Here is a 13017-nt window from a genome sequence, read left to right as displayed (position 1 = left end):
AAAAGGGGGAAGTTAACTCTCTTTTCTTTTTTCCTTTTATTCGGTTATAAAATCATATATGATAGAACTATTAATGCATTGAGAACGTCATTCTATAAAGGGAGGAATACATGATGGCAAGTGAATGGTTTTTTGAATACGAAATTCAAGTAAATCGTCCTGGACTTTTAGGAGACATTTCTTCTCTATTGGGTATGCTGCGAGTAAATATAGTCACTATTAATGGAGTAGATGAGGGTAGACGTGGTATGCTCATTAAAGCTGAAAAAAAAGAAAATATTGAACGCTTTGAACATATCATTTCCACAATGGAAACAATTCATTTAACTAAGTTTCGTGAGCCGAAGCTAAGAGATCGTTTAGCTGTGCGTCACGGAAGATACATACAAAGAGATGCTGATGACAGAAAGACTTTTCGATTCGTAAGAGATGAGCTTGGTCTACTAGTAGATTTCATGGCTGAGATCTTTAAACAGGAAGGACATAAGCTAATCGGTATCAGAGGTATGCCTAGAGTAGGGAAAACAGAATCTGTAGTTGCAGCAAGTGTTTGTGCGAACAAAAAATGGATTTTCCTGTCTTCCACAATGATTAAGCAAACGATTAGAAATCAACTCGCTGGGGATGAATTCAGCGATCGCAATATCTTTATTCTGGATGGAATTGTTACAAGAAAGTCAAATGATGAAAAGCATCTACAACTTGTTAGGGAAATGATGAGAATGCCTACTATTAAAGTAGTGGAGCACCCAGATATGTTCATCAAGCATTCCGAATATTCTATAGAGGATTTTGACTATATAATTGAGCTTCGTCATAGTCCAGAGGAAGAAATAACGTACGAAATGATGGAAAAAAATCATGCGATGACCGACAAAGGCATGGGTGGATTTGGCGGATTCGGTGAATTTAATTTTTAACGAAGTAGGTGTTTTAATTGACTGAACTTGGTACTCGTTTAAAAGAAGCGAGAACAGCAAAAGGATATAGTATCGAGGATTTGCAAGAAATAACAAAAATCCAAAAAAGGTATTTAGCTAACATTGAGGAAGGGAATTATTCTACAATTCCTGGTGCTTTTTACGTGCGAGCTTTTATCAAGCAATACGCAGAGGCAGTTGGCTTAAATGGGGATGAGCTTTTAGAGACATACAAATCAGAGCTTCCAAGTCCTACAAATGAGGATGTTGCAAAAACTATTCCTGCAACACCGTCTAGAAGAACTTTGGGTGGCCGAGCATCGAACAGATTTATGGAAATTATGCCGATGATTATTGTGGCATTGTTTGTTGTCGCGATAATTGTGATTGTATGGACACTTAGACAGAACTCTCCAGAGACGGAAGAGTCACCTGCAGTAGAAACAGAGGAACCAGTGACTATGGATATCACTCCTCCACCTTCGGATCAAACAGCTACAGATAATGAAGAAGAGGAAGAGGCTGTGGAAGAAGAAATTGAAGAAGAACCAGTGCCTAAACTAGCTTTCACGTTAGAGGGGACTCAAGGGGAAACTTCAACATATACTGTATCTGGTGCAGAAACTTATCAGCTAAAGTTAATGGCTAGCAGCGACAAGACATGGTTAAACTTAAAAGACCAAGCAAACAAAACTTTATATGATAGCTGGGTTAACACTGGAACGCCATATGAGCTAGATGTAACTACAACGGAACAAATTCGCGTGAGAGTGGGTAACGTTCCAGTTACGCAAGTCTTTATTAATGATGAGCTAGTAGAATTCCCAACAGATAAGAGTCCTCAAAATTTAGTTATAAAATTCAGCAAATAGTCATCGATTAGATGGCTATTTTGTTTGAAATATGAAAGGAGTATTTTTTGATGAAAATGAATATACCAAACCAAATTTCTATGTTTCGCATATTTTTAATTCCAGTATTTATGATTTTTATGCTAATTGATTTTAACTGGGGGGAAGCTAGTTTTTTAGGCGCAACTATTCCAGTAAATCACCTAATTGGAGCTATTATTTTTATTATCGCCTCTATTACTGATTTTATCGATGGTTATTATGCTCGTAAATATAATTTAGTAACCAATATGGGTAAGTTTTTAGATCCTCTAGCGGACAAATTGCTAGTTTCAGCAGCATTAATTATATTAGTGCAGTTTGGAGTTGCACCAGCGTGGGTAGTTATATTAATTATCAGCCGTGAATTTGCAGTGACTGGTTTACGCTTAATATTAGCGAATACAGGAGAGGTAGTTGCAGCAAACCAACTCGGTAAAATAAAAATGTGGACACAAATTATCGCGATTTCATCATTACTTTTAGGAAATGTATTTTTTGAAATGTTCAATTTCCCATTTGATATGATCATGCTATACGTTTGTCTATTCTTTACTTTATGGTCGGGATTTGATTATTTCTATTTGAATCGCAAAGTGTTACTTGACTCAAAATAGGAAGGAAGTTTTGGGATGAAAGCAGAGATTATTGCGGTAGGATCAGAATTATTGTTAGGGCAAATTTCCAATACGAACGCAAGATATATATCCTCCCAGCTGGCAGAGTTAGGGATCGATGTGTATTACCACACAGTAGTTGGAGACAATCCTAATCGTTTGTTAGAAGCCATAAAAATCGCAGAAAATCGAGCTGACCTCATTATTTTTTCAGGAGGTTTAGGACCTACTAAAGACGATCTTACAAAAGAAACAATTTCTAAACACCTTAACAAAAATCTTGTATTAGATGATCATGCAATCATTTATATTGAGGATTTCTTTAAAAGAGCTGGAAAAGTAATGACGGAGAACAATAAAAAACAAGCATTAGTTTTAGACGGCTGTACTGTCCTTGAAAACAAGCATGGGATGGCTCCGGGGATGCTGCTTTCCACAGAGAAACATACATATATGTTATTGCCTGGCCCTCCAAAAGAATTAGAGCCGATGTTCCAATTTGAGGCTAAGCCGCTGTTACCTAAACTGCTTTACAAAGAAAATGTAATTATGTCCCATGTCATTCGCTTTTATGGTATTGGCGAAGCAGAGTTGGAGAATGAGGTCCAGGATTTATTGGACAATCAAACAAATCCGACCCTTGCGCCGCTAGCTTCTGACGGCGAGGTAACCTTACGACTTACTGCGAAAGCAGATACGGAGGAAGAAGCTTGGAAAAGGATTGAAAAGCTACAAGCTGAAATCTTAAACCGCGTGGGCAAATATGTATATGGCTATAATAACGAATCGTTAGCCTCCAAGCTTAGAGATATTCTAATTGACAATGAGCTAACAATTTCTGCTGCAGAAAGTATGACTGCTGGACTTTTTCAATCGGAGTTAGCGGCAGTCCCAGGAATGGGCGTAGCACTTGTAGGTGGCATTATCACCTATACAGAAGAAGTGAAAATCAATCAGCTTAGTGTTAAGAGAGAAACGATTGATGAACATAGTGTCGTTTCTAGTCAGGTTGCAGAAGAAATGGCTAGTCGAGTCAAAGAAAAGTTTGAAACAACGATAGGTGTAGGTATTACTGGAGCAGCTGGGCCAGATGGACACGGAGATCAACCGGCAGGAACGGTGTGGATTGGAATAGCGTATGGAGACGTTGCCCCAATTTCTTATAAATTGAATCTATCTGGTATGAGAAACACAAATCGTTTAAGAACAGTTAAGTTTACTATTCATTATTTGATTCGACTTTTAAGAGAAGAAGGATTATCGAAAATTTAATTTTAACAAAGGAAAACGGCTCAAATTATCATTTTGTGCTGTTTTTTCCTATCAAAATCTAATAGTGTTAAAAAATAAACGAATAGATGTTCGCTTTTTTCTTGTAAATTTCTCAAAGACCGAGTATACTAAAGATAGTAAAAAAAATGATAGTTTCTAGGAGGAAATACATTTGGCTAATGATCGTAAAGCAGCGTTAGAAATGGCTTTAAAACAAATAGAGAAACAATTTGGTAAAGGGTCCGTAATGAAATTAGGAGAGAAAACAGACCGTGAAATCTCTACCTCTTCAAGTGGTTCCCTAGCTCTTGATGCAGCACTTGGAATAGGCGGATATCCAAGAGGTCGTATTATTGAAATTTATGGCCCAGAGAGCTCAGGTAAAACAACTGTAGCGCTTCACGCTATTGCAGAAATACAAAAAACAGGTGGGCAAGCGGCATTTATTGATGCAGAGCATGCGTTGGACCCTGTATATGCACAAAAACTAGGCGTTAACATAGATGAATTATTATTATCTCAACCCGACACTGGAGAGCAAGCCCTTGAAATCGCAGAAGCTCTAGTCCGCAGTGGTGCGGTTGAAATCATTGTTATCGACTCTGTTGCAGCATTAGTACCAAAAGCGGAGATAGAAGGAGAAATGGGAGACTCTCATATTGGTCTTCAAGCTCGCTTAATGTCTCAAGCATTACGTAAGCTATCAGGAGTTATTAACAAATCTAACACTATAGCAATCTTTATTAACCAAATTCGTGAAAAAGTTGGAGTAATGTTTGGTAACCCGGAGGTAACGCCTGGTGGTCGTGCACTTAAATTCTACAGCTCTGTCCGCTTAGAAGTAAGACGTGCTGAAGCTATTAAACAAGGTACAGACATTATGGGTAACAAAACGAAAATTAAAGTAGTAAAAAACAAAGTTGCTCCACCATTTAAAACTGCAGAAGTAGATATTATGTACGGAGAAGGAATCTCTCAAGAAGGAGAAATCGTTGATATAGGTTCTGAATACGATATTATCCAAAAAAGTGGTTCTTGGTATGCTTACAATGAAGAACGTATTGGCCAAGGGCGAGAAAACGCTAAGCAATTCTTGAAAGAAAACCCTGCTATTAAAGAAGAAGTGGCATTAAAAATCCGTCAATCTCTAGGTATGTCTGCTGGTGCACTTGTTATTGCAGCGCATGAGCCAGAGGACGAAGATGGCGAGTTCGAGCTACTTTTAGAAGATGAATAATAGTTAAAGTTAAAAAGATATCAAGAGACTCTCTCTTGGTATCTTTTTTTAAAATCTATTTCTAATATTTTTTGTAGTTTAAACTTATCATAAAGTCCATTTTACTTGAACTTTAGTAGTTGTGAATGAGCTAAATTCAAAATTAGAAGCTTTACCTATTAAAAGCGTTCGTTGAAACGACAGGCAATGAATCTAGTCGGTTGAATGAACATTGATCATTCTTCAGAAAAGGACAACCAGAGCTGAAACTAATTATAATTTCTTTGCTGAGCAGATAAATATCATGATTTTTTTATTGATTGTTCCTTGTGGTTTTACATAATAAAAGAAAATATGAAATTGTTTCAAATAGGAATTATGAAATCATATTATTTAGGCAATACCTAAAGTAATAGATATCCTCTCTCTAAAACTAATAATATTCTTCCGTTTCCTTGACAGAGTATTTCTACATCTATACAATTAAAATTGTATAATTTCTTTATTAAATGACTAAAAAGCAGTACAAATATGCATTCAATTAGCATATATGTGCCGACTGAAACTTAAAAGTATAGCAAGAGGGGGTGTTCGAAATGACATGGGAAATTATCATCTCCGCTTTGCTTGGTCTTATTATCGGTGGCGCTGTTGGTTACGGTTATCTGAAAAAAGTGAATGATTCAAAAGTGACTGGTGCAAAACAATCTTCTGTACTCATTATAGAGGAAGCAAAGCGAGAGGCAGAAGCATTAAAGAAAGAAGCACTTTTAGAGGCCAAAGATGAAACTCACCAATTACGAAATGAAGCTGAATCTGACATCCGAGAACGCCGCATGGAACTGCAAAAACAGGAAAATCGGTTATTACAAAGAGAAGAGAATCTAGATCGTAAAGATGATGCTCTAAACAAGAGAGAAGTAAGTCTTGAGCGTAAAGAAGATGCTCTAACACAAAGACAACAGCATATCGAACAAAAGGAAAGTAAAGTGGATGAACTAGTTGAAGAGCAACAAACAGAGCTACAACGTATTTCTACTCTTACTCGTGAAGAAGCAAAAACTATCATTCTTCAAGAGGTAGAAAATGAATTGGCTACTGATATTGCTGTGATGACTAAAGAATCTGAAACAAGAGCCAAAGAAGAAGCTGACAAGAAATCGAGAGAAATACTTTCACTTGCTTTACAAAGGTTTGCAGCAGATCACGTTGCGGAAACTACCGTTTCGGTTGTAAACTTACCGAATGACGAGATGAAAGGACGAATTATCGGACGTGAAGGACGAAACATTCGTACACTCGAAACATTGACTGGTATCGATCTTATCATTGACGACACACCAGAGGCTGTAATTCTTTCCGGGTTCGATCCGATTAGAAGAGAGACTGCTCGATTAGCCCTTGAAAAATTAGTGCAAGATGGACGTATCCATCCTGCTCGAATTGAAGAAATGGTAGAGAAGTCTAGAAGAGAAGTAGATGAACAAATTCGCGAAATTGGCGAACAAACTACTTTTGATATAGGTGTTCATAACCTACATCCAGATTTGATGAAGATTTTAGGCCGTTTAAGATACCGTACAAGTTATGGTCAAAACGTATTAAAACATTCTACTGAAGTTGCCTATTTAGCTGGTCTCTTAGCTGCAGAGCTTGGAGAAGACGTAACACTTGCTAGACGTGCAGGCTTATTACACGACATCGGAAAAGCAATTGACCATGAAGTGGAAGGAAGTCACGTTGAAATAGGGGTAGAACTTGCAAGAAAGTATAAAGAACATCCGGTAGTAATTAATAGTATTGCTTCCCATCACGGAGATACAGAAGCTACTTCTGTCATTGCCGTATTAGTAGCAGCAGCAGATGCTTTATCTGCAGCTAGACCTGGTGCAAGAAGTGAAACATTAGAAAATTACATTCGCCGCCTTGAAAAACTAGAGGAAATTTCAGAATCCTATGAAGGTGTTGAAAAATCCTTTGCTATTCAAGCGGGTAGAGAAATCCGCATTATGGTTCGTCCTGATCAAATCGATGACATTACGGCTCATCGCTTGGCAAGAGACATCCGTAAGCGAATTGAAGAAGAGCTCGATTATCCTGGTCACATAAAAGTAACTGTAATCAGAGAAACTAGAGCCGTAGAATACGCAAAATAAAGTAAAAGCAATCATAACATTGAAAACAAAAGGCTTCGAAATGAAGCCTTTTTTTCGTGAAAGGACGTTATTGTAAAAATGAAAATACTATTTATCGGTGATATTGTTGGATCAATTGGTAGAGATACGTTGGAAAGCTACTTACCAAGACTAAAAAGAAAATATATGCCAGATGTTGTAATTGCCAATGGGGAGAATGCAGCTGCTGGTAGAGGCATTACGAAAACTATATTTAACTCTCTTTTACATATGGGAGTAGACGTAGTGACGATGGGAAACCATACATGGGATCAAAAAGAAATTATGGACTTCATCGATGATACAGATTATTTAATTCGTCCTGCCAATTTTTCAGAAGACGCTCCGGGTAAAGGAATGACCTCTGTAACGAAAAACGGCCACACTATTTCTGTCATCAATATGCATGGTAGAACATTCTTACCGCCACACGATGATCCATTTAAAATGGCAACTGAAATGGTTGAAGAAGCTAAGCAGCTATCCCCAATTGTATTTGTAGACTTTCATGCAGAAGCGACAAGTGAAAAAATTGCCTTTGGATGGCATTTAGACGGCAAGGCCTCTGTTGTAGTAGGAACTCATACGCATGTACAAACAGCGGATTCTCGTATTCTTCCTGGCGGCACTGCTTATATTACAGATGTCGGAATGACAGGTCCTTATGATGAAGTATTAGGGATGAAAAAAGAGGACGTACTATACCGTTTCCAAACAAATATGCCAACTCGCTTTGAAGTACCGAAGAGCGGTCGTTCGGTGCTAAGTGGATTTTTCGTAGAGGTGGATAACCAAACTGGTAAAGCAACACATCAAGAGAGAATATATATTAACGAAGATTATCCATTTGAAGCATAAAAAAGTCTAAAAAATTTCTTCCGAGCATAAGTTAGTTTATGAACGAAAGCAAGTTCATAAATATAGCGATAAAAGGAGAAATGATAGTGGATTCTTTAAAAGTATCTTCTCGTTCAAACCCCAATTCAGTTGCTGGTGCATTAGTTGCAGTTATAAGAGAACAAGGTTACGCAGAAATGCAGGCAGTAGGCGCAGGAGCATTAAACCAAGCTATAAAAGCTATTGCTATTGCAAGAGGATTTGTTGCTCCTAGTGGAACAGACCTAACTTGCTCACCGGCGTTCACAGATATTATTATTTCTGGTGAAGATCGAACTGCTTTGAAATTACTGGTAGAAAAGAAATCAAAATAATATATAGCAGCAAGGCTTTCTTCACAAAAGGCTTGGTACTCTATATAAAGTTTCACAAAAAGCCGCTACTGTCTTTAGTAGCGGCTTATAATTTGCGTTTCCATACTTTTTTGAATAAATCGTGACGGAGGGGTTCCGTCAAAGGTCTGAAATTCCATAAAAGTACAGGTAATACATAGTGTATATCGCTACTTCGTGATAAACTAATGAAGGAAAAAAGCATTTAAAGAGAACAGTAAGGAGATGTTTATATGTTGCAACAGCTTTCTTGGAAAGTAGGAGGGCAGCAAGGAGAGGGTATTGAGAGTACAGGCGAAATATTCTCTATGGCTATGAATCGCCTTGGGTACTACTTATATGGATACCGTCATTTCTCTTCTCGAATTAAAGGCGGACATACTAATAATAAAATTTGTGTGCGTCCTACTCAAGTACGTACCATTCCAGATAACTTAGATATTTTAGTGGCATTTGATCAAGAAACGATTGAAGTCAATTATAAAGAGCTTACAGAAAAAAGTATCATACTAGCAGATGCTAAATTTTCACCAGAGGCACCAGAGGACTGTTTAGCACCAATGTATATCGTACCTTTTACAGAGATTGCTTCTAGCCTTGGAACCTCTCTCATGAAGAACATGGTGGCAATTGGAGCTACGTCTGCTTTATTAAACCTAGACAAAGCCGTTTTCCAAGGAGTCGTTGATGAAATCTTTGGTAAAAAAGGTGAAGAAGTTGTAGAAAAAAATATGCAGGCGATTCAACAAGGATATGACACGATGGCTGAGCAGCTTGGGGACCGTCTTGGAGAGTGGGAAATAGCTCCAGCTGACGGCAAACAGCGTTTATTCATGATTGGTAATGATGCAATAGCTATGGGCGCATTAACTGCAGGCGTACGCTTTATGGCAGCTTATCCAATTACTCCAGCTTCTGAAATAATGGAGTATATGATTAAAAAGCTACCTCTATTTGGAGGAGCAGTCATTCAAACAGAAGATGAAATTGCTGCAGCAACAATGGCAATTGGTTCTAACTACGGTGGTGTACGTGCATTTACAGCGTCTGCAGGGCCTGGCCTGTCTCTAATGATGGAAGCAATCGGATTGTCCGGGATGACCGAGCAACCATTAGTAATTGTCGACACACAGCGTGGGGGTCCATCTACAGGATTACCGACCAAACAAGAGCAGTCTGATTTAATGCAAATGATCTACGGTACGCATGGGGAAATTCCAAAGGTGGTCATTGCACCAAGTACTGGAGAAGAAGCGTTCTACGATACAATCCAAGCTTTTAATATTGCTGAAGAATTGCAGCTACCTGTCATTATTCTTTCGGACTTACAGCTATCACTTGGTAAGCAAACAGTGGAACCATTTGATTATTCGAAAATAGAAATCCGTCGAGGTCGTTTAATGGACAACGAAGAGCTTCCGGAAACAGAAGATAAAAGTTATTTCAAACGATACGAAGTAACCGAAGATGGTATTTCACCACGTGTATTACCAGGTATGAAGCATGCAATTCACCATGTAACAGGTGTAGAGCATGATGAAACTGGCAAACCTTCTGAAGCAGCATTAAACCGTCAAGCTCAAATGGACAAGCGTATGAAAAAATTAAAGTTTGTTAACTTCGATGAGCCAGTGTACGTTAACGCCCCTCATGAAGAAGCAGATATATTATTTGTAGGATTCAATTCTACTCGCGGAGTACTAGAAGAACTACAACAAACACTAAATGACAATGGAGTGAAAGTGAACCATGCACATATTCGCTTAATTCACCCATTCCCAACCGAACAAATGCAGCCGCTAGTAGCTAAAGCTAAAAAAGTAGTAGTGGTAGAAAACAATGCAACAGGACAATTGGCAAACATTATTAAAATGAACGTCGGCGGTCATGACAAAATAGTGAGTGTATTGAAATATGATGGCACTCCATTCTTGCCATTAAGTCTTGCAAAACAAGTGAAGGAGATGCTAACAGATGGTAACATTTAAAGATTTTCGTAACAATGTAAAACCAAACTGGTGCCCAGGATGTGGTGACTTTTCTGTGCAAGCAGCAATACAGCGTGCAGCAGCAAACGTAGGCATCCAGCCGCATGATTTAGCAGTCATCTCTGGTATCGGATGTTCTGGACGTATTTCTGGCTATATTCACTCTTATGGCTTCCATGGTATCCACGGAAGAGCTTTACCAATTGCACAAGGTTTAAAAATGGCTAATAAGGATTTACACGTAATCGCATCTGGTGGTGACGGAGATGGGTTTGCCATTGGTATGGGACACACAATCCACTCAATTCGCCGTAATATCGATTTAACGTATGTAGTAATGGACAACCAGATTTATGGATTGACTAAAGGGCAAACATCTCCACGTTCAGCAGAAGGCTTTAAAACGAAGTCTACTCCAGGTGGAGCAATAGAACCTTCCGTTAAACCACTGGAGCTAGCACTGACTTCTGGGGCTACATTTGTCGCACAAGGCTTCTCTTCAGACATTAAAGAATTAACTGCAATTATCGAAGCAGGTATCCAGCATAAAGGCTTCTCGTTTATCAACGTGTTCAGCCCATGTGTCACTTATAACAAAGTAAACACATATGACTGGTTCAAAGAGAATTTAACGAAGCTATCTAATGTGGAAGGCTACGACTCCACTAATCGTGAGGAAGCAATGCGAGTAGTAATGGAAAATGAAGGACTAGTAACTGGAATCATCTATCAGGATGAAAATGCACCTTCTTACCAGGATCAAGTACCTGGATATGCTCCAACACCGCTTGTTGATCAAAACTTGAAGATGAGTGAAAAAGAGTTTGATGCATTGTTAAAAGATTTTATGTAAATGAATACTAAGCTCATGAACGATTATCGTTCATGAGCTTTTTTGTGTTTATAGGGATAATTATGAATAGAATCTCTGCTAAGGATGTGTGGATGGTTGCACGTAAATGTTGGGAGGTGCACTTGTAGGAGGTAGGAGCGCACCTAAGCGAGAGAGTCGCACGTAAATAGTGTGGAGCCGCACCTAAAGGGTTGAGAAGTGCACGTAAAGTAAGTGAAACCGCCCATAAGTAATAGCAAAGTGTCCCATAACAAGTTGAAAACCGCCCATAAAGCATGGACAAGTGTCCCATAAATCACAGTAAACCGCCCATAAACAAAGAAACCGCCCATAAGTAAGGGAATGTAAAATATTTTGTGTAAATGTATTACTATCTTTATTCTAAACACATACTTACTTTATCCGTTAAGGGGATAAGGCTCTGCTGAAGAGCAACCTGAGCACTTAACCGATGGCCAAAAAGGAGAGGGTTTTTCTCTCTCTTTTTCTTATCTTTTTGGTCTAAATAAAGCGTAAAACTTTTGGGTGTAGCGTAGCGGAGCCCAACACGACTGTACATGAACAAGGGATAATCCTACTAAATCCGCCCCTCAAAAATAATTTTGAATTGTCCCTCACACTCTAGCCATCCTGGAATAGGCTTATTCCATTTTTTTATGGCATCCATCGTGGCCAAATAAAGAATCTTCTTTAGTGAATTGTCCGTAGGATAGGCTGTTTTTGTCTTTGTTACCTTTCTCAGTTGGCGATGGAATCCTTCCACTGTATTGGTCGTATAAATGATTTTCCGTATCTCCGTCGGGTAGGAAAAGTAAGCTGTAAGCTCCAACCAATGTTCCTCCCAAGAACCAATAACCTTCGGATATTTATCTTTCCATGATGCCTTTACTTTTCCAAACTCAAGTTCAGCTTGCTCCAAAGTAGAAGCCTTGTATACCTTCTTTAAATCGGTCATAAACGGGTTTCGTTCCCTTGAAGGCACATACTTCATGGTATTTCGTAATTGATGGATCACACACAACTGAATATGCGTCTTTGGAAAGGTGCTCTGGATCGCTTCTGTAAAGCCAGAAAGTCCGTCCTTACACGCAATAAAGATATCTTCTACACCACGACTTTTAAGGTCTGTACAGACACCTAGCCAAAAGCTCGCGCTTTCATTTTCACCTACCCATATACCAAGGATATCCTTAATTCCATCGGAATTAATGCCGAGAACAGTATAAGCAGCTTTATTAATAATACGGTTCTCGTGCTTCACCTTGAAGTGGACCGCATCCAAATAAACAATTGGATACACACGGTCTAAAGGGCGGGAGTGCCATTCGAAAATCTGAGGTAAAATTTTATCTGTTACCTTACTAACCAAGCTAGGAGATACTTCGACACCATATATATCTTTCATATGTGACTCGATATCTCTTGTGGACATTCCTTTGGAATACAAAGCTAAAATCTGTTCTTCTAAGCCATTGATGGACGACTCGTAATTCTTCACGATTTGCGGTTCATATTCACCATTGCGGTCTCTAGGTATATTTAATTCTGTATTTCCAAACTTTGTTCGAATCACCTTTGAACGATAGCCATTTCTACTGTTTCCGGTATTATTTCCTGTCGGGCTATGTTTGGAGTAGCCAAGGTGGTCTTCGATTTCGGCCTCAAATACAAGCTGTAATGTTTCTTTAAAAAGATTTTTCATCATCTCGATGATGTCATCAACAGATTGACACTCTCTAGCTAAATCCTTGATTCTCATATTTTCGTAATTTTGCATAATGATCATCTCCTATAGGAAAGTTATGGTCATTTACACAAAATTTTATACGTTCTCATAAGTAATAGCAAAGTGTCCCAT

The 13017-nt window shown here is 38.5% G+C and carries 11 protein-coding genes; 10 read left to right on the top strand and 1 reads right to left on the bottom strand.

The features are described 5' to 3' along the window. Positions 1-113 precede the first annotated feature (113 nt). From MKY09_RS12380 to MKY09_RS12335, 10 genes are all read left to right on the top strand, one after another. Positions 114-920: a YmfK family protein gene (locus MKY09_RS12380; RefSeq protein WP_169358718.1), complete on the top strand. Its 807-nt coding sequence runs from the start codon at positions 114-116 to the stop codon at positions 918-920. A 17-nt stretch (positions 921-937) separates the two neighbouring features. Beyond that, the gene (locus tag MKY09_RS12375; protein WP_298473337.1) at positions 938-1792 is read left to right on the top strand and encodes a RodZ domain-containing protein; all 855 of its coding nucleotides are present in this window, start codon (positions 938-940) and stop codon (positions 1790-1792) included. A gap of 56 nt (positions 1793-1848) precedes the next feature. Then, the gene (pgsA, locus tag MKY09_RS12370) at positions 1849-2427 is read left to right on the top strand and encodes a CDP-diacylglycerol--glycerol-3-phosphate 3-phosphatidyltransferase (protein WP_169358719.1); all 579 of its coding nucleotides are present in this window, start codon (positions 1849-1851) and stop codon (positions 2425-2427) included. Between the two features lie 15 nt (positions 2428-2442). Further along, the gene (locus MKY09_RS12365) at positions 2443-3699 is read left to right on the top strand and encodes a competence/damage-inducible protein A (protein ID WP_342566782.1); all 1257 of its coding nucleotides are present in this window, start codon (positions 2443-2445) and stop codon (positions 3697-3699) included. A 172-nt stretch (positions 3700-3871) separates the two neighbouring features. Beyond that, positions 3872-4936, top strand: a complete 1065-nt coding sequence (recA, locus tag MKY09_RS12360; protein WP_277347068.1) for a recombinase RecA — start codon at positions 3872-3874, stop codon at positions 4934-4936. 575 nt (positions 4937-5511) lie between these two features. Continuing rightward, positions 5512-7071: a ribonuclease Y gene (gene rny, locus MKY09_RS12355; protein ID WP_169358655.1), complete on the top strand. Its 1560-nt coding sequence runs from the start codon at positions 5512-5514 to the stop codon at positions 7069-7071. 78 nt (positions 7072-7149) lie between these two features. Beyond that, the gene (locus MKY09_RS12350; RefSeq protein ID WP_169358656.1) at positions 7150-7947 is read left to right on the top strand and encodes a TIGR00282 family metallophosphoesterase; all 798 of its coding nucleotides are present in this window, start codon (positions 7150-7152) and stop codon (positions 7945-7947) included. An 86-nt stretch (positions 7948-8033) separates the two neighbouring features. Then, on the top strand, positions 8034-8300 hold the full coding sequence (locus MKY09_RS12345; RefSeq protein ID WP_169358657.1) for a stage V sporulation protein S: 267 nt from the start codon (positions 8034-8036) through the stop codon (positions 8298-8300). A 251-nt stretch (positions 8301-8551) separates the two neighbouring features. Next, complete coding sequence (locus MKY09_RS12340; RefSeq protein WP_169358658.1) at positions 8552-10306, top strand: 2-oxoacid:acceptor oxidoreductase subunit alpha; 1755 nt, start codon at positions 8552-8554, stop codon at positions 10304-10306. Continuing rightward, positions 10293-11159 (top strand): 2-oxoacid:ferredoxin oxidoreductase subunit beta, encoded by an 867-nt coding sequence (locus MKY09_RS12335; protein ID WP_169358659.1) that lies wholly within the window; start codon positions 10293-10295, stop codon positions 11157-11159. Before MKY09_RS12340 ends, MKY09_RS12335 begins: the two co-directional genes overlap by 14 nt. Before the next feature lie 577 nt (positions 11160-11736). Here MKY09_RS12335 and MKY09_RS12330 read toward each other — a convergent pair. Next, positions 11737-12936, bottom strand: a complete 1200-nt coding sequence (locus tag MKY09_RS12330; RefSeq protein WP_169361554.1) for an IS256 family transposase — start codon at positions 12934-12936, stop codon at positions 11737-11739. Positions 12937-13017 lie beyond the last annotated feature (81 nt).

It is taken from the genome of Psychrobacillus sp. FSL K6-4046 (assembly GCF_038624605.1).
GTDB lineage: Bacteria > Bacillota > Bacilli > Bacillales_A > Planococcaceae > Psychrobacillus.
This window is presented reverse-complemented; position numbering and strand designations above follow the sequence as displayed.